Source organism: Hydrogenophaga sp. RAC07 (assembly GCF_001713375.1).
Taxonomy (GTDB): domain Bacteria; phylum Pseudomonadota; class Gammaproteobacteria; order Burkholderiales; family Burkholderiaceae_C; genus Hydrogenophaga.
In genome coordinates this window covers 221,286-239,637 of record NZ_CP016449.1, presented here as the reverse complement: position 1 = coordinate 239,637, position 18,352 = coordinate 221,286, and the positions used below count along the sequence as shown (strand labels likewise).

General features: G+C 67.3%; 13 protein-coding genes. 6 read left to right on the top strand and 7 right to left on the bottom strand.

The window, feature by feature from the left end; translation table 11 throughout:
* Position 1: 1 nt before the first annotated feature.
* Positions 2–418, bottom strand: coding sequence for a hypothetical protein (locus BSY239_RS01070; protein WP_069045203.1), 417 nt, complete (start codon positions 416–418; stop codon positions 2–4).
* 226 nt (positions 419–644) lie between these two features.
* Here BSY239_RS01070 and BSY239_RS01065 point away from each other — a divergent pair, with 226 nt between their 5' ends.
* A complete protein-coding gene (locus BSY239_RS01065) occupies positions 645–839 on the top strand; it encodes a hypothetical protein (protein ID WP_069045202.1) in 195 nt (64 codons plus the stop codon).
* 76 nt (positions 840–915) lie between these two features.
* On the opposite strand, the gene BSY239_RS01060 is transcribed toward BSY239_RS01065, so the two are convergent.
* A complete protein-coding gene (locus tag BSY239_RS01060) occupies positions 916–2,067 on the bottom strand; it encodes an ABC transporter substrate-binding protein (RefSeq protein WP_069045201.1) in 1,152 nt (383 codons plus the stop codon).
* A 225-nt stretch (positions 2,068–2,292) separates the two neighbouring features.
* Here BSY239_RS01060 and BSY239_RS01055 point away from each other — a divergent pair, with 225 nt between their 5' ends.
* Both BSY239_RS01055 and BSY239_RS01050 read left to right on the top strand, forming a co-directional pair.
* Positions 2,293–3,210 carry a toll/interleukin-1 receptor domain-containing protein gene (locus tag BSY239_RS01055; protein WP_069045200.1) on the top strand — a complete coding sequence of 306 codons (918 nt, stop codon included), beginning with the start codon at positions 2,293–2,295 and terminating at the stop codon, positions 3,208–3,210.
* The gene (locus tag BSY239_RS01050) at positions 3,207–4,295 is read left to right on the top strand and encodes an aspartyl protease family protein (RefSeq protein WP_083239736.1); all 1,089 of its coding nucleotides are present in this window, start codon (positions 3,207–3,209) and stop codon (positions 4,293–4,295) included. Before BSY239_RS01055 ends, BSY239_RS01050 begins: the two co-directional genes overlap by 4 nt.
* A gap of 1 nt (position 4,296) precedes the next feature.
* On the opposite strand, the gene BSY239_RS01045 is transcribed toward BSY239_RS01050, so the two are convergent.
* Both BSY239_RS01045 and BSY239_RS01040 read right to left on the bottom strand, forming a co-directional pair.
* Complete coding sequence (locus BSY239_RS01045) at positions 4,297–5,058, bottom strand: hypothetical protein (protein WP_156775388.1); 762 nt, start codon at positions 5,056–5,058, stop codon at positions 4,297–4,299.
* A gap of 108 nt (positions 5,059–5,166) precedes the next feature.
* A complete protein-coding gene (locus tag BSY239_RS01040; protein ID WP_069048693.1) occupies positions 5,167–6,885 on the bottom strand; it encodes an AMP-binding protein in 1,719 nt (572 codons plus the stop codon).
* Between the two features lie 159 nt (positions 6,886–7,044).
* On the opposite strand from BSY239_RS01040, the gene BSY239_RS01035 reads away from it, so the two are divergent.
* Together BSY239_RS01035 and BSY239_RS01030 are read left to right on the top strand one after the other, a co-directional pair.
* Positions 7,045–7,533: a DUF1810 domain-containing protein gene (locus tag BSY239_RS01035; RefSeq protein WP_069045197.1), complete on the top strand. Its 489-nt coding sequence runs from the start codon at positions 7,045–7,047 to the stop codon at positions 7,531–7,533.
* A 91-nt stretch (positions 7,534–7,624) separates the two neighbouring features.
* Positions 7,625–9,169: a methyl-accepting chemotaxis protein gene (locus tag BSY239_RS01030; protein WP_069045196.1), complete on the top strand. Its 1,545-nt coding sequence runs from the start codon at positions 7,625–7,627 to the stop codon at positions 9,167–9,169.
* Here BSY239_RS01030 and BSY239_RS01025 read toward each other — a convergent pair.
* From BSY239_RS01025 to BSY239_RS01015, 3 genes are all read right to left on the bottom strand, one after another.
* Positions 9,153–9,569, bottom strand: coding sequence for a hypothetical protein (locus BSY239_RS01025; protein WP_069045195.1), 417 nt, complete (start codon positions 9,567–9,569; stop codon positions 9,153–9,155). The two genes, BSY239_RS01030 and BSY239_RS01025, sit on opposite strands and share 17 nt — an antisense overlap.
* Positions 9,570–9,797: 228 nt before the next feature.
* On the bottom strand, positions 9,798–11,501 hold the full coding sequence (locus tag BSY239_RS01020; protein WP_069045194.1) for an AMP-binding protein: 1,704 nt from the start codon (positions 11,499–11,501) through the stop codon (positions 9,798–9,800).
* A 124-nt stretch (positions 11,502–11,625) separates the two neighbouring features.
* Positions 11,626–17,289 (bottom strand): response regulator, encoded by a 5,664-nt coding sequence (locus BSY239_RS01015; RefSeq protein WP_069045193.1) that lies wholly within the window; start codon positions 17,287–17,289, stop codon positions 11,626–11,628.
* A 212-nt stretch (positions 17,290–17,501) separates the two neighbouring features.
* On the opposite strand from BSY239_RS01015, the gene BSY239_RS01010 reads away from it, so the two are divergent.
* Positions 17,502–18,341 carry a response regulator gene (locus BSY239_RS01010; RefSeq protein WP_069045192.1) on the top strand — a complete coding sequence of 280 codons (840 nt, stop codon included), beginning with the start codon at positions 17,502–17,504 and terminating at the stop codon, positions 18,339–18,341.
* The last annotated feature ends 11 nt before the right edge of the window (positions 18,342–18,352 follow it).

Genomic DNA, 18,352 nt, shown 5'->3' with positions numbered 1-18,352 from the left:
CTCACTGGATCTGCAGCGGCGGTCGGACGCCGAAGTGGCGCTGCACCCACCAGGCGGTGGCACGCGGCAGCTCCGACCAGTGCCAGTGGCTGCTTCGGCCATGCGTTGCGGGCCGACCCTCTTCGTCGAAGTTCATCACCACCAGGTCGGGGCGGTCGCGCCGCAGACCTTCGCTCAGCCAGCGGTCACAGGCGCGGTCCAGCCGCGCGTCGACGATGACCAGGTGCGGTGGGCAGCTTCTGGCCCGGCGCATCGCCTCCTCGGGGTCGGGGGTCCAGTGGATGTGGGCCGCTTGCGGCCATCGGCTGGCCAGGGAACGGACCCGCTGCAGATGTTCGCCGCGCGAGCACACCAGCAACACCTGCAGCGGGGGAGCATCGGAGAGCGGGGCAAGGTGCGTGGCAACAGTGGCGTTCACGAGGACTCCTGGCGACGGCCGGTGTGCAACAACGCACCTCGGGCATGGCTTCACTGTCGCGGACAAGCGGTCGCACGACTGCCGGGAATGCTGGATCGGCCGCGCAGGGATGACCCGCCCGGACAGGGTGGGGATGCCCGCCTGATGCTTCATTAGTGATTCTGATGAACAACACGTTTCATGGCTCGAACGTTTAAAATTAGGGTTAACCCTAGTGAGCCCTCCCATGTTGAAGTTTTTCCAAAGTTATTTCCAGACGCCCCGTTTCCCGGTGGGCGTTCGTGTCAACCGCCTGCACCAAGGCAGCCTGGACCGCACCGACGGCCGGGTCGTGGCCCAGACCGCCGAAGGCGTGCTGGTCGAGTGGCCGCGCAACGGCAGCGGCTGGGAGCGCCCCCAGGCGCTGTGCCAGCAGGGCTGAACGCCCCACCGGCTGTGCCGGCTCCCAACGAAAAACGCCAGCTCGTCGCTGGCGTTTTTCATGGAGCGGGCGACCTTCAGGTGCGCACGCGACCGTCGCCCGTGAGCATGGACAGCTCGGCGTAGCGCGAGGCCACGTGGTTGGTCGGGCTCAGCGACACCGAGTAACCGCCGATCGACGTGGTGCCGATCGACTCCAGCCCGCTGATCAGGTTGTCGCGCGTGATGCGCGAGCCGGCGCGGCGCAAGCCCTCGGTGAACAGCTTCGCAGCGAGGAAACCTTCCATGCTGGAGAAGTTGGCCTGCACCTTGTTGCCGCCCTTGCTGATGGCTTCCTGAAGCTCACGCGAGATCGGCTTGGAGGCGGCGTACGGCGTGGGCATCACCTGCGACACCACCACACCGGCGCCGTCTTTGCCCAGCTCGTCGGCCAGCGCCTGCGTACCCACGAAGGACACGTTGTAGAAGGTGCCGCCGTAGCCGGCCGCCTTGGCCGCGCGGATGTACGCCGCGCACGATTTGTAGGCGCTGATCTGCACCACGGCGTCGGGTTTGGCTGCAGTGATCGTGGCCACCGCTTGCGCCACGTCTACCGAATTGCGCTCCACCGTGGCGGTGGCCACCGGCTCGAGGTTGCGCGATTTGAGCGCGAGCACCGTGCCGTCCAGTCCGGCCTTGCCGTAGGCGTCGTTCTGGTGAAACACCGCGATCTTCTTCAGCCCCAGGTTGGTGAGCTGGCGCACGATGAGTTCGGTCTCGTCGTTGTAGGACGCGCGCAGGTGGAAGGCAAGCCGGTTGAACGGCTGGCGCAGACCCATGGCGCCGGTGAACGGTGCGAAGAAGGGCATGTCGGCCTTGAAGGCCAGCGGCAGCGCGGCCACGCTGGTGGGCGTGCCGATGTAGCCGAAGAGCGCGAACACGTCGGCCGAGATGAGCTTGTTGGTGTTCTCGGCGCAGCGGTCGGGCTCGTAGCCATCGTCGAGCTGCAGGATCTCGATGCGCTGGTTGTTCACGCCACCCTGGCCGTTGAGCTGGTCAAAGAACAGCTTGGCGCCCGCGTGGAACTGGATGCCCAGCTGCGCCGCGGCACCTGTGAACGCGGCCGACTGGCCCAGCACGATGCGGTTGCCCGACTGCGCGCGCAAGCTGGGGGCACCGAGCGCGGCCACGCCAGCAACGAGGCCACTGAAACGGCGGCGCGAGATGCCGGAAGCGGTGGTGGATTTCATGGGTGGTCGGCTCCAGAAGGGGCGTTGGGGTGAATGCACTGGAGGCGCAGCGACCCCGAGGCATTGCAAGAATTTGTATCTCGTGATGCTACCCACCCGGGTACCCTGAGCCGACGCAGTTGGTCCACCCAGTCAACCGCTCATCGGGACAAGTCGCGCCGATCCCGAGTTGACACCGCCCGCGGGTGCGCCGACAGTGGCGCGAAGAGCCGAGGGGGCACGACGATGCGCGTTTTCATCAGCCACGCATGGGAAGACAAGCCGCTGGCCCTGGCGCTGGCCCAGCTGCCCGACTTCATCGACGCCTGGGTCGACGTGCGCGAACTGCTCGGCGGCGAGAAGCTGGACCCGACCATCATCACGGCCATCGAGGACAGCCACGTGTTCATCGTGCTGATCAGCCGCATCTCGCTGGCCAAGGCCTGGGTCGCACAGGAGGTGAGTTGGGCGATGGCGCGAGAGGCGCAGAAGGACCGGGTGTTTGTGCTGCCGGTGATCATCGAAGCGGGCATCGATCTGGCGGCCAGTGCACCGCCCTTCCAGCAGTTTGCGCAGCGTCTGTTCATCGACGCCAGCGACCGCAGCGACAGCGGTATCGAGAAGGCCCGTGCCTTGATCGCGCAGACGCTGTTTCACTGGGCCAGCGACTGGCTGGACCGCATGGAACCCCGGGGCGACAGCAACCGCCGCTTTGCCGACACGCTGGAGCGCGATCTCGTGGCGTTCCAGACACGCCTGTTTGCGGTGAAGGCGGCCCTGGCGTGGCCCCTGTCCACGCTGGTGCAGGACGACGCGGTGGCCCACCTGGTTCAGGTCAAGGACGCCTACAACGAATTCACCGAGCGTTTCATCCCCCAACTGGGCGAGCTTGACGCCGACATCCGCTGGCGCTTCGGCGTTGCGGCCCAGCGTGGCTTTGCGCGGCTCACCACCTTCATCCGCAACGAGGTCTACCACGGTGCGGCGTATGCACTCAATGACGCGATCGAGTCGATCAACGCGTTCGACACCGTGCTGAGCCAGGACGCCGCCGCCCTGGCCGAGGCCGACGCGCGACGGCACGCGCGCGTGACGGCGCTGGAGCCCGTGATGGCCGAACTGGTCGAGCGCACCGCCGACTACGTGGACACCTTGCGGCCATGAAGCGGTGGCTGCTCGCGACGATGGTGCTGGTGTGCGCCCTGCAGGCGCACGCCCAGGCAGTTGCCTTGCGGCGTCTGAGCCTGGGCGACGTGGGCGGGTGGATCGAAGTGGAGGTGCAGGCGGAGGGCCGTTCGGGGCGCTGGATCATCGACACCGGCAGCACGCGCCACATCGTCTCGCGTGCTTTCGCAGAGCGTCACAGCCTGACCCCCGGCGCCCGCGTGCAGGTCGAAACCACCGTGGGTCCGGTGGGCGGCAACGAGGTCGTGCTGCCCGCGCTCCAGCTGGGCGCCTGGGTGCACACCGGCCAGACCGCGCTGCGCATCGACCAGCTGGCCGCGGTGCTCGGCCCGGCTGGCGAGGGCATCGACGGCATCCTGGGCTTGCCGCTGCTGAGGGGCCAACGGCTCGATCTGAACCTGCGCGACTGGACACTCGGCATCGCGCCACGCGGCGCACCCGACTGCCCCGACGGCACCACGGCTGTGCAACTCGGCGAGCACCGCGGCCTGCCCGTGATCGGCGTGACGATCAACGGAGGCGCCACCGAATCCCTGCTGCTGGACACCGGCAACCCGGCAGCGGTGGTGCGCATCGCAGCCAGGTCGACCCCCAGCGCTGCGCCGCGGCTGGCCCTGGCCCACAGCGTGACCGTCGGCGCCCTGCAACGCACCCAGGTACCCGTGGTGCAGCTGACCGCACCCGCGTTGCACCGCGCGCTGGCCCCGCACGTTCAGGGTCTCGCGGGCACCGCCCTGCTCGATGGCACGCGCTGGCTGATCGACCTGGACCAGCGGCTCGCCTGCGCGGAGACGCAGCGCCTGGCGATGCCCGGCGGCTTCGGCCTCACGCTGGTGGAGCGCGATGGCGGCGTGTGGGTCGGATCGGTCCTGCCAGCCAGCCCGGCCGCCCTGGAGGGCGTGCGTGAAGGCGACGCCGTGACGCATTGGGTCGACGGGCCACCCACGGGTTCGCTGCGTGTGCTGTGGGCGCGTGTGCAAGGGCGCGACGCCATCGAGGTGCAGACCGGATCGCAGGCGCGGGTGGTCTTGCGCCGCGCGCACTTCTTGCCGACCCTGCCCTGACTCAGCACGCCACGTTGTTCGGGTTGGGCTGGCGTTTGAGCGTCACCAGCTGGCCACCCGCATTGAGCAGCCGCAAGGTGGCACCGTCGACGAATTCGACCTGTGTGAAATACCGCTCGAGGTTGTTCAACGGGTTCACCAGCTCGGGGATCAGCGGGCGGCTCATCGTGGCCACGACAAAACCCCGCATCTCGCCGGCGAAGTTGACCTTGGCGGCGGGAACGCTCACATTGCAGCCGGTCACGGGCTCGGTGTTGGCGCCGGTGAAGTTGTCGACCGACGACGGCTCATTGAACTTGAGGGTGAGCGCTCCGTTCTCGCTGACCCACAAGCCCTGCTGCATCTGCACATCGACGCGGCTGTTGGTGTAGCTGCGCGCTGGCTGCGCACCGAGTGCCACGGTGTCCAGCTTGCGCAGGTCGGAGAAGCTGCCCTGGACGCAGTTGGGCGCGTTCGCCGGAGCCACAGGTCGCAGCACCACGGAGCCGTTGTCCAGCGTGCCCAACACATCCACCGGGTTGCCCGGGGTCGCACCACACACCCCGTCGTCGGAGTCGATGGTGGCCGTGACATCGAACCGGGACAGGAACACCTGGGTGGCTGGCTGCAGGTTGGTGAACTGGATGGTGGTGGTGAACCCGGCATTGCTCCAGGCGCCCCCCAGGGGCGTGACGATCTGCAGCACCGCCAGCAACTCGCCACCTCCGCAGGCCGCCAGACCGACCGCCACCGACAGACCCAAGGCAGGGATGTTTGCTTTCATGGCCAACCTCCTTTTTCACCACGAGGGGCTGGGATTCTGATCCTCTGCTTCGCCTTTGAAAAGTGGTTCCGGAGGCACGGCTCACCCGTTTGAGGCAGCCCGCACAGGTCAGTCGTCCAGCCTCAGGTTCGGGAAATCACTTTCCAGAAATTCGCCCGCACCACGCGCACCCGCGACCTGCCGCTCCACCTCCTGCGCGCGCAGCTGAACGCGGCGGATCTTGCCCGAGATGGTCTTGGGCAGTTCGCTCACGAACTCGATGCGGCGCACACGTTTGTAGGGCGCGAGTTGCTGGCGCGCGAACGCGAAGATGGCCTCGGCCAGCGCCGGACCGGGCGTGAAGCCGGGCGCGAGCAGCAAATAGGCCTTGGGCACGGCCGTGCGCACCGGGTCCGGGCACGGCACCACGGCCACCTCCACCACCGCTTCGTGTTCAATCAGTGCGCTCTCCAGTTCAAACGGGCTGATGCGGTAACCCGAGGCTTTGAACACGTCGTCGGCGCGGCCGACGAAGGTGAGGTAACCATCGGCGTCGCGCGCGGCGGTGTCGCCCGTGTGGTAGTGGCCACCGCGCATCACTTCCGCGTTCTTCTCGGGCGCATCGAGGTAGCCCACCATCAGGCCCAGCGGGCGATCGCGCAGGTCGATGCAGACCTCGCCCTCGTCGGCTTCATGGCCGTCGCCATCCAGCAGCGTGATCTTGTAGCCGGGCAGCGGCAGGCCCATGGAGCCGGGCTTCAAGGGCAGGCCTGGCGCGTTGCCCACCTGCGCAGTGGTTTCGGTCTGGCCGTAGCCGTCGCGCAGCGTGAGGCCCCAGGCCTTGCGGATCTGCTCGATGATTTCCGGGTTCAGCGGTTCGCCCGCGCCGATCACCTCGCGCAGCGCCAGGCGGCCCTGCCACGCGGCCAGGTCTTCCTGGATCAACATGCGCCACACCGTGGGCGGCGCACACAGGCTGGTCACACGGCAGCGCTCCAGCACGGCCAGCAGGCCTTGCGCGCTGAAGCGCGGGGTGTTGTAAATGAAGACGCAGGCGCCCGCGTTCCAGGGGGCGAAGAAACAGCTCCAGGCGTGCTTGGCCCAACCGGGCGAGGAGATGTTGAGGTGCACGTCGCCCGGGCGCAGGCCGAGCCAGTACATGGTGGAGAGGTGGCCCACCGGGTAACTCTGGTGCGTGTGCAGCACCAGCTTGGGCTGCGAGGTGGTGCCCGAGGTGAAGTACAGCAGCATCGGGTCGGTGGCGAGCGTGCTGCCTTGTGGATCGAAGTCGACCGGGTGCGCGCGTGAGTCGTCGAAGTTCACCCAGCCCGGCTGCGGCGCGCCCACACAGATGCGCGAGAACGCACCGGTGATGGCCTCGAACTTGGGCACCTGCACGGCGCCCACCACCACGTGTTTCACCGCGCCGCGTTCGATGCGATCGCGCAGGTCCTCCGGCGTGAGCAGCGACGTGGCGGGGATCAGCACCGCGCCCAGTTTGATGGCCGCGAGCATCGTGTCCCACAGCGCCGGCTCGTTGCCCAGCACCATGAGCACCCGGTCTCCGCGCCGCACGCCCTGCGCACGCAGAAAGTTGGCCACCTGGCTGGAACGCGCCGAGAGCTGCGCAAACGAAAAACGCTCCTCCGTGCCGTTGGCATCCACGATCCACAGCGCCGTGGCGTCGTTGCCACGCGCCAGGGCGTCGAAGTGGTCCAGCGCCCAGTTGAACTCGGTGAGGCGGGGCCAACGAAACTGCGCGCTGGCGGCGGCCGGGTCGCCACGCAGGCTGAGCAACTGGTCGCGCGCGGCGAGAAAGGCCTGGGTGGAGGATGTGGGGTGGGTCATGTTGTCTCGGTTGTCTTTGTGGGTGGGCTGTCGGCAGGCAAACGCCATCCTAGTGCCTTGGTGCCGGTCCTCACCTTGCACCGCAGCATCCCCCACATGTGGTGCCCACAGCGCGCTCTGCGTGATAGTTTTCACACTTCTCCGCAGCCAAGTTCCGCCATGAACCTCCAACGATTTCTCGATGCCCAGGAACCCGTCTACGAACAGGCGCTGGAAGAGCTCAAGGCCGGGCGCAAACAAAGCCACTGGATCTGGTTCGTCTTTCCGCAACACCGCGGCCTGGGCTGCAGCCAGAAGGCGCAGTTCTACGGCATCGAGTGCCTGGACGAAGCGCGCGCCTACCAGCGGCACCCCGTGCTCGGCCGCCGCCTGCACGAGTGCACCACCGCCGTGCTGCGCCACACCCAGCAATCGGCCAGCCAGATTCTCGGCGTGCCCGACGACCTGAAGTTCTTCTCGTGCATGACGCTGTTCAGCGAGGCCGCACCGCAGGAACTGGTGTTTCGCCTGGCACTGCAGGCCTTCTTCAACGGCTCCAAGGATCCGGAGACCCTGCGTCTGTGCAGCCTGACTTCCCGCAGCACCGCCCGGCCCGCAGGCAGGCCACAACAGAGCCTGTCCGCGACCGCGCTCTGGCCGATGCGCTGACCTGGCGCCCCGCAGGTATCCAGCTTTCCCTACACAAGCACGCGTGTGGGAGGTCGATAAGGAGTCATACCCCCAACGACCTGGAACCACCGTGCGACTCAACACCCCCGTCACCCAGCGCGAATACGAATTCCCAGACAACGCGACGCTGATGTCGACCACCGACACGCAGAGCCGCATCACCTACGCCAACGCGGCGTTTTTGGACGTGAGCGGATTCACCCTGGAGGAGATCCAGCACCAGCCGCACAACCTGGTGCGCCACCCCGACATGCCCAAGGAGGCGTTTGCCGACATGTGGGCCACGCTCAAAGGTGGTGAGCCCTGGACGGCGCTGGTGAAAAACCGCCGCAAGAACGGCGACCACTACTGGGTGCGCGCCAACGCCACGCCGGTGATCCGCAACGGGCAGCACCAGGGCTACATGTCGGTGCGCACCAAAGCCAGCAAGGCAGAAATCGCCGGCGCCGAGCGGCTCTACGCCGACATGCGCGAAGGCCGCGCCGGGCACCTCAAGCTGCACAAGGGCCTGCTGCTGCGCACGGGTCTCATGGGCTTCACGTCCATGTTCAAGACGATGCGTGTGCGCAGCCGCATCCGCCTGGCCTTTGCCTTGTTGTTGGGCAGCCTGCTGGGCAGCGCTTGGGCGCTGGGTCTGGGGGGTGCACAGTGGCTGCCATTGGCGGGTCTGTCCACGTTTGCCGTGGTGCTGGCCAGCGGGTTCCTCGAGAGCCAGATCGCCGGCCCGCTGGAAGAACTGCTCACGCAGGCCCTGCGCGTGGCCAGCGGCGAGAGCCAGAAGGCGGCACACATGGACCGTGTGGACGAGATCGGCATGACGCTGCGCACCATCAGCCAGCTCGGTCTGATGTTCCGCTGGTTGATCGACGACGTGAGCGCGCAGGTGATGACGGTGCAGACGGCGGTGAGCGAGATCGCCCAGGGCAACAACGACCTGAGCCAGCGCACCGAACAGGCCGCCTCCAGCCTGCAGGAAACCGCAGCCTCGATGGAACAGATGACGGCCACGGTGCGGCAGAACGCCGACACCTCGCGCCAGGCCAACCAGCTCTCGGGCACGGCCAGCGAAGCGGCCTCGCGCGGCGGTCAGGCGGTGGCGCAGGTGGTCAACACCATGAGCGACATCACCGCGAGCTCACGCAAGATCGCCGACATCATCGGCGTCATCGACGGCATCGCGTTCCAGACCAACATCCTGGCGCTCAACGCCGCGGTGGAAGCGGCACGCGCTGGCGAACAGGGCCGGGGTTTTGCGGTGGTGGCCGGTGAGGTGCGCAACCTCGCGCAGCGCAGCGCAGCCGCCGCCAAGGAAATCAAGGGCCTGATCGGCGCCAGCGTGGACAAGGTGGAAGCCGGCTCGCGCCTGGTGGACGACGCCGGCAAGACCATGGACGACATCGTGCGCCAGGTCACCCAGGTCACCGAACTCATTGGCGAGATCAGCGCGGCGACCATCGAACAGAGCGGCGGCATCCAGCAGGTGAGCCAGGCGGTGGGCCACCTCGATCAGGTGACGCAGCAGAACTCGGCCCTGGTGGAGCAAGGTGCCGCGGCTTCGGCCAGCCTGCAGCAGCAGACCCAGCGCCTGGTCGAAGCGGTCAGCGTATTCCGCTAGGCAAGACCTGCAGCAGGATGGCGGACCAGATCAGGCGCTGGTCGGTCTCGCTCAGCGGCTCACCGCCCTGGCTGTTGAGAAACCGCCCGATGTGCTCGTCGAAGCGCCGGTGGTTTTTCTCATGGGGGCTGTAGATGTAGAGCGGCCATTCGCGCTCCACCTCGCAGCCGGTGACGAGGGTGAGGTTGCGGTGCGGCAGGAGGTCCAGCGGCGCCAGGTGAACCAGAAACAACTCCCGGACCCGGTCGTCGTGTTCGATGAGCACCCGGGTGCAGCTCAGTTCCGGCCTGTCGTCTGTCTGCGTCTGCGCGGGTGCGGGATGCGGAGACACCGACAGGATGCGCCCCACCACCACGCGGACCGGAAAATCGCCGTGTGCCGTATGGGCCAGCCGGATCATCGGCGCGGTGCCGGACGGATCAACACAGAACGAGAACGGAGGGCCTGAGGCCGTGGGCGTTTCAAGGACATGGGGTGCTCGTGGGCTTCGTGTTGTTGTTCGGATCTGTTACCCAAGGTAACCCACATCGCCAGAAACACCCCCGTTTGAGGGACGCTTTGGGTAATGGATCACACAACTCGCCGCAGCAGAATCCGCAACGCACGTCGAAAGTCGTACCCGCTGTCCTCAAGCGGTGGCAATTTCACTCAGTCCCAGTCTCTCCACCATGGCCTTGCGCAACACGAATTTCTGGATCTTGCCGGTGATGGTCATGGGGAATGCGTCGACAAACTCGATGTAGCGCGGCACCTTGTAGTGCGCGATCTGCCCCTGCGCAAACGCCTGCAGTTCTTCGGCCGTGCCGCTCTGGCCGGCCTTGAGCACGACACAGGCGCACAGCACCTCCCCATAACGCGCGTCGGGCACACCGACCACCTGCACGTCCTGCACCTTCGGGTGGCGGTAATAGAACTCCTCGATCTCGCGGGGGTACACGTTTTCGCCACCGCGGATCACCATGTCCTTCAAGCGCCCGACGATGTTCACATAGCCCTCGTCGTCCATGGTGGCGAGGTCGCCGGTGTGCATCCAGCCCTCGGTGTCGATGGCTTCCTGCGTCTTGTCGCGGTCGGCCCAGTAGCCCTGCATCACCGAATAGCCACGCGTGCAGAGTTCACCCACCACGCCGCGCGCCACACGCCGGCCGTCGGTGTCCACGATCTGCACCTCCAGGTGCGGCTGCACCCGGCCCACGGTGGACACGCGCCGCTCCAGCGGGTCGTCCACCGCGCTTTGCGTGGACACGGGTGAGGTCTCGGTCATGCCGTAGGCGATGGTCACCTCGCGCATGTTCATGGAGGTCGCCACCCGTTTCATCACCTCGATGGGGCACGGCGAGCCGGCCATGATGCCGGTGCGCAGGCTGCCCAGATCGGTGCTGGCGAACCGGGGGTGGTCGAGCACCGCGATGAACATGGTGGGCACGCCGTAGAGCGAGGTGCAGCGCTCGGCCTGCACGGTCTGCAACACGGCCGCCGGATCAAACGCTTCCGATGGATAGACCATGGTGCAGCCGTGGGTGAGGCAGGCCAGGTTGCCCATGACCATGCCGAAGCAGTGGTACAGCGGCACGGGAATGCACAGCCGGTCTTCGGGCGTGAGGCGGATCGCCTCGCCCACGAAGTAGCCGTTGTTGAGGATGTTGCGGTGGGTGAGCGTGGCGCCCTTGGGAAAGCCGGTGGTGCCCGAGGTGAACTGGATGTTGATCGGGTCGGTGTTCGAGAGCGTGGGGCCGATGCTGGCCAGCTGGCTCAGGTGTTCGGGGCCGGCCCACACCGGCACGTCGTTGAAGTTGAGCATGCCGGGCGTGTGCCCGTCGCCCAGGCGCAGCACCCAGCGCAGGTGCGGCAGCTGTTCGGCCACCAGTTCGCCGGGCGCGCAGCTGTCGAGTTCGGGCGCCAGGCTGTGCAGGATGTCGATGTAGTTGCTGGTCTTGAGCGCGGGCGCCATCACCAGCGCGGTGCAGGCCACCTTGTTGATTGCGTAGGCCAGTTCGCTGGCGCGGTAGGCCGGGTTGATGTTCACCAGAATCAGCCCGGCACGCGCGGTGGCGAACTGCATCAGCGTCCACTCGGCGCAGTTGGGCGCCCAGATGCCCACGCGCTCACCGGGCTGCAGGCCGAGCGCCAGCAGGCCTGCGGCCAGGGCATCGGTGCGTTGCAGCAGCTCGCTCCAGGTCCAGCGCACGCCCTGGTGCGGCACCACCAGGGCCTCGCGTTCGGCAAAGCGCGCGGCGGTCTGCGCCAGCGCCTGGCCGATGGTGAGTTCCAGCAGGGCTGGCGTGTCGGCACCTTGGGCGTATGCCGGTCCGGGCGCGGCTTCTGTGGGCATGTGGGGTCTCCTCGTTGCTGGCGGGTGCGGCGGCCCGCGCCGCCACCCTCATCGCTGCATCATGGACCGGCGCAGCAGCGCCCACACGCCCGGACTTTCCCTGAGCGTCCGTTGTTCCGTTTCGTCACACCGCGCTGGTCTGCGGGAACAGCCCGGCGGCGTCCTCAAATTCCAGCGCGTCGAGCAGGTCCGACAGGCGCTGCACCTGCGCCGGGCCCAGCCGCACGGCCAGAGCGTCCCGGTGTGCGGCAAAGAACGACAGCGCCTCCAGGTTCTGGTCGAGCAGCATCTGCCGCAGCACCATCAGCGCGTCATCGCTGATCGATTCGCTGCCTTGAACACCCGGTGCCGGCACCGACTCCGCGGCGCAGAGCTCGCTGGTGGCGTCTTCGAGTTCGGCCAGGGCCGCGCACAGCGGTGGCCACAGCAGCACCACCGAACCCCAGGGCGCCTGCGCACGCAAAAGGTCTTCCAGCCCGCGCGCCACGGTGTAGACCCGGCGCGCTTCCACCAGGCCGGCCCCACCCTTGAGCTTGTGCAAGCGCGAGGCCAGCGCAGCGCGTGCCGCCGGGTCGGGGTCGACCGGCGCGGGCGCGTGCCGCAAGGGGCCGAACTCGTCGAGCAGGCGGCGCAGCGACCGGCGCAACAAGGCCTCGTCGCCACCCATGCGCTCCAGCGCCGCGCTGTGGTCCATGCACTGCACCGTGCTCCACGGACCGGTCGCAGATGCAACGGCCACGCTCGGGGCACCCACACGTGCGCGCTCGATGTGCTCACACAGCACCTGCTGCAAATGCTGGAGGTCAAGCTCCTTGCTCAGAAAGTCGTCCATGCCGGCGTCCAGCGCTTCCTGGCGATCGCTCGGCTGAGTGCCCGCGCTCAGTGCGATCACGGGCAAGGTGCTCAGCGACAGCTCGCTGCGGATGCGGCGCGTGGTCTCCAGGCCATCCATGTCGGGCATCTGCACATCCATCAGCACCGCGTCAAAGCGCTTCGGCCATGTGCGCAGCTGCGTCAAGGCTTCCGCACCCGACGAGGCACAGGTGGCCACCGCCCCCAGGCGCTGCAACTGGTGCCGGGTGACATCGAGGTTGATGTCGCTGTCGTCCACCAGCAGGATCTGCAGGCCCTGCAGGAGCGACGTGGTCGTTGCCGCGGTCCGCGCCGGCACCGCATCGGGCGAGTCGTCGGTCGGGGCCGACAGTGCGCCCAGCAGGGCGCGCAGCGGGCCCGTGTCAAAACTCTCCAGCAGCCGCACGGGTTCTTCGCCCTGGAACGCGTGACGCGCGGCCGCCAGCGCTTTTTCGGCCCGGAAGCCCAGGTCCGCCAGGGCCGTGATGCCCAGTGTGCCCGCCAGGCCCTTGAGCGTGTGCGCCACCCGCGCGCCGGCCTTGAAGTCGCCCGCGGCCACGCTGGTCTTCAGCTCGGCCAGCTGCCGGGCATGGTCGTCGATGTAGCGCTCCAGGAAGCGGGCATAGGCGCGGCTGCTGCCGCCCAGGCGATGCAGTGCCGCCTGCAGGTCGATCTCGTGCACGCTGGCCAGCGCGAGCGCGGCAACCGGCACATCGCGGGGCACGCCGACGGGAGTGCCGACGCCGCTGCCCACCGCCTGCCTTCGCGCCTGCACGGCATGGCGCTGGATGGTGCGCACCAGCTGGACCAGGTCGAACGGTTTGCCCACGTGGTCGGTCATGCCCGCCTGCAGGCTGGATTCGCGGTCGCCGGCCATGGCATTGGCGGTCATGGCGATCACGGGCAGCGCCGTGAGTCCGAGGTCGTCGCGAATGCAGCGTGTGGCGGTGTACCCGTCCATCACCGGCATCTGCACGTCCATGAGCACCAGCTCGAACGCGGCGCTGTCGGCCGCCAGCAGGTCCACCGCAATCTGGCCGTTGCCCGCCACGGTGACGCGCGCGCCCTCGCCCGCCAGCAGTTCGCAGGCCACCTGCTGGTTGGTCTCGTTGTCTTCCACCAGCAGGATGCGCAGGCCCTGCAGCCCAGCCGGGTGCGGCACCGGAGCCACGGTCGCCGGTCCACCGGCGCGGTCCTCGCGCGCCAGCGTCAGGGCATCGACCAGCATGGAACCGGTCACCGGTTTGATCAGGTACCCGTCGAGCAGGTTCTTTTCCGTGAGGTTCTTGTTTTCCAGCAGTTCGCGTCCGTGCGCCGTGACCATGATCAGCAGGTCCAGCGCCTCGCACAGCGGCGGCGACTTGAGCCGGCGCGCCGACTCCCAGCCATCCAGGCCTGGCATGTGCCAGTCCATGAACACGGCGTCAAAGCGGCGTCCGATCTGGCGGGCCTGCGTGAGTCGCTCGATGGCCTCTTCCCCGCCGGCCACCACCTCCACCCGCCAGCCGTTGGCCAGGGCCATGGCGGCCAGCGTGTCGCGGGCGATGTCGTTGTCGTCCACGATCAGCACGTCCAGGGCTTGCCCCAGGGGCGCTGGCTCACGGTGGTTCGACGTCCCCACCGGCAAGCCCAGCGACGCGGAAAAGCTGAACAGCGTGCCGCGGCCGACTTCGCTGTGCATCACCAGCTCTCCGCCCATCAAGGCGATCAGGCGGCGGCAGATCACCAGCCCCAGGCCGGTGCCACCGAAGCGGCGTGTGGTGCTGGACTCGGCCTGCGTGAAACCTTCAAAGATGCGGGCCTGGTTTTCGGGCGCGATGCCGATGCCGGTGTCGCGCACAGCCACATCAAGCACCACCTGGTCGGCGCCACTGCGTCGCGCGCGCAGCGAGACCACCACCTCGCCGAAGTCCGTGAACTTGATCGCGTTGCCGGCCAGGTTCATCAGGATCTGGCGCAGGCGCAGGGCGTCGCCCACCAGCACCTGCGGCACGTCGGGGCCGATGTCGAACAAGACCTCGATTTCCTTGTCGCCCACACTGGCCGAGAGCACCACCGCGAGCTCGCGAAACAGCTGATCGACGTGGAACGGGTGGGGGTCCAGCGAGAGTTTGCCGGCCTCGACCTTGGAGAAATCCAGGATGTCGTTGAGCAGCCCGAGCAGCGAGCGCGCGGCGTTCTCGGTCTTGCCGGCGTAGTCGAGCTGGCGTGGCGACAAGCCGGTGCGTTGCAGCAGCGACAGCATGCCCAGAATCGCGTTCATGGGTGTGCGGATCTCATGGCTCATGTTGGCCAGGAACTGGCTCTTGGCCTGCGACGCCGCCTGGGCCGCCTCGGCCGCCTGAACGACCTCGGTGATGTCGAAGCGAAAGCTCACCACATGCCCGTCGGGCATGGCGCGCTCCACCACCCGCAGGGTGCGACCACCCGGAATGCTGCGCTGCCAGTCACCGCCTTCGCGGTGGTCGCGCACCCGCTGCGCGATCCAGGCTTCGGTGCGTCCACGCGCCGCCGGCGGCTCGTGAAATGCGATGTTGGCGCGCACGAGGGTTTCAAACCTCGCGCCCGGCTGCAGCACATCGTTGATCTCGCGGTAGAGCTCGCGATAACGGTCGTTGACGAACACCAGCTCGTCGTCCGCATTGAAGATCACCACGCCGGCGCCGGTGACTTCCAGTGCGCTGGACATCAGCTCCTGGGAACGGCGCGCCTGCGCCTCGGCCTGACGGCGCGCGGAGATGTCGGTGTAGGTGCTGACGAAGCCGCCCTTGTCGAGCCGGCCACGGCGCAGCTCGATCACCTCGCCGCCCATCAGCGTGCGCTCGAACTGCTGCTTCGGCGCAGCGTGGTTGGCGGTGTAGATGATTTCGTGGACCAGCTCGTCGATGTCCCCCGGGCCGAAGTCGCCACGCACGGCGCTGAAGCGCACCATATCGGCAAAACGCGTCACGCCCGGCTGGCGCAGGTGCGGCGGCAGCGAGAACAGCCGACCGAATTCGGTGTTGGCCACCAGCAGCTTGCCCTGCGAGTCGACCACGCTGAGCGCGCACGGCAGGCTTTCGATGACGTTGTTGAGCAGCTCGTTGCTGCGCTCCATGGCTTCCGAGAGTTGTTTGCGCGCGGTCACGTCCTGCACGGCGCCCACCAGCTTGTGGGGAACACCGCCGAGCAGCTCCAACTCGCCCACGACACGCACCCAGGCAAAGCGCCCGCTGGCCGTCAGCATGGGCAGCTCCAGGTCGAACGGCTGTCCGCAGGCGATGGCCTGGTCGATCGCTTCTTCGATCTGAACCCGCGCATCGGGCAAATAGAACGCAATGCTTTCGTCCAGCGTGGGCACGTGCCCCGGCGGCAGGTCGTGGATGCGGCAGGTCTGGTCGGTCCAGCGCAGGCTGTGGGTCGCCAGATCCATTTCCCAGCCACCGATGCTGCCGATACGCCCCGTGCGGTCCAGGAAGGCCTGGCTCGATTGCAGGGCCGCAGCGCTCAGCCGGCGCTCGGTGACATCGTTCTGGATCGCCATGAAACCCAGGAACTTGCCGGCCTCGGATTTGAGCTGCTGGATCTCCAGCTCGATCCAGTACTCGCGTCCATGTTTTCCCCGGTTGAGCAACTCGCCCAGGAAAGGCTCGCCCGCATTGAGCGTTTCCCGCAGGCGCGCCAGCTCGCGCGCGTCAGTGCCTTCGAACTGCAGAAACGTGCCCGGTCGTTGCCCCAGCACCTCGGCCATGCTGTAACCGGTGATGCGCTCGAACCCGTCGTTGACCCAGGTGATGCGCCGCTGTGTGTCGGTGATCACCACCGCGTTGGAGGTGCGGCGCGCCACCACCGCCAGCCGCTCCAGGTCGATCGTCATGGAGCGCGCCAGCGCCTCGGCTTGGCGCCGCGCGCGGACCGTGTGCGATGCCATCCAGGCCAGCGCCAGCGTGAGCAGGATGCCCACGCCCAGCACCACCATCGCCGGGGTTTGCGTCACCGAAGCCTCGAAGCTGCTGGTGCTGCTGGTGAGCACGGTGAACGATCGGCCGTAGACCTTGAAGTGCAACTCCTGGCTGTAGGCCGACGCGGTGGGCAGGCGCGGCTCGTCGGTGCGGGTGATGCCTTTGCCTCCCTCGATGGAGTGAAAGCCTGCGACCCAGTTCTCCAGCGTGGGCGGTTCCAGATTGGTGTACAGCTGGAAGGTCAGCAGATCGTCGGTGATGCCGTTGATGCCGCGCAGCACGTCGCGGGCAATCAGGGGTGCGTACAACACGCCCTTGAGTTGGGCCTTGCGTTCGGCCTCGGTCGCCAGCTTCGCGCCGGTGTTGTAGACCGGCTTGAGCAGCAAAAAGCCGGGGGAAGCCGACCCGTCGCGGGTCAGGGGAACAGGCGGCGTGAGCGTGGTTTCGCCGCTGGCGATGGCGTGTTCGATGGCGGCGCGTCCGCGCGGATCGCTCCCCACGTCGGTCCCCATGGCGCCCTGGTTCAGATCCACGGGTTCGATGTAGCGGATGACGTAGAGGGTGTCGTGCTGCTTCTCGTCAAACTGGCGCAAGGTGAGTCCGGGCGAGTCGCCCGCGCGCATCTCGCGCAGGTAGGCGGGCAGTTCGCTGCGTTTCACCGGGTCGATCCAGCCAAAGCCGCGGTTGCCGGGCAGCGTCTGTTGCAGATTCATCGATTCAACCAGGGCCTTGAACTCCGCGCGGTCCACCCGCTCGCTGGCCACAAACGCACCGCGTGCACCCCGCAGGCCGTACACCGAGGCGGACAAGCGCTGGGTGATCTCGGTGGCGAGCAGATCGCTTTTGCGCCAGAAGTCGGCCTGGGCATCGAGCTGGACACGGCGTGCGAGGCTGTAGGCACTCAAGATGCTGACGATCAGCCCCAGGCACAGAACCACCGCAGTGAGGCGGTGGCCGGCCAGTGTCTGTTCGCGGCTTGAGAGGGCGGGTTTCATGGGCTGGGGGCGCAGAAGGGGCAGGACCTCCCAGTGTCTGGCCGCTGCCACCGTCCAAGGCGTGGATAAGCGGCAGCGCCACCGCCCAGTTGCGGCGATCAGGACGCCCACCGGGCGTCAATGCGAGGATTTGCGCCCGGCTTGTGCCGCTTTTCCGCGCTTGACAGCGCGCACAAGCGAGGAACATCGAGCACTCATTGACTGGAGCTGCCGTGGACCCCACATCACACGACCCAACCACCGAACGCCGCCGGGTGCTGATCGTCGACGACGACCCCACCATGGTGCATGTGCTGGCACGCACGCTGATGGACTGCGCCCAGCTCTATTTTTCGGTGCGCGGCGAAGACGCACTCAAGAAGCTCGACGCGCACCAGCCCGACCTGATGCTGATCGATGCGGACATGCCCGACCTGAGCGGCTACGAGGTGATGCAGCGCATGCTGCACAACCCCAGGACCCGCAACACGCAGGTCATCATGGTGACCTCACACACCGAAGACAGTCATCGCCGCCGCGCCATGGAGTTCGGTGCGGTGGATTTCTTTGTCAAACCGATCAACCGCGAAGCCATCCGCGCGCGGGTGGAACAGCTGCTCAACGACGATGTGGAATCCATCGAACTGAGTCTGTCGTCGCAGGGCGATTTCACCAGCAAGACCGCCCACACCACAGCGCCCAAGACTGCGTCACGCGCGGGGCAATCACGGGTGGAGATCGAGAACAGCTTCGCGGAGACCCAGATCTTTGCCGACTTCACCAGCATCCCGATCACCCAGGCGGTTGCACCGGCGACACCCCCTGCCCCGGTTGCACCCCCTGCCATCGTGCGCACAACGGTGGCACCGTCTGCCACCGACATGGCCAGCAGCGACAGCATCACCTCCGAGTTGTTCGAGCGCATGTCGGCCATCCTGGAGCAGACCGAATCGATCCGCCACACCGATCAGAAGGGCCTCTCGCCCGAGGTGTCGCGGCGCATCGGGCGCATCGAGGAAGAATGCGCCGAGGTGATCCAGTTGCTGGTCACCCTGAGCGAGTCCGCAAACTAGACACGAGCCCC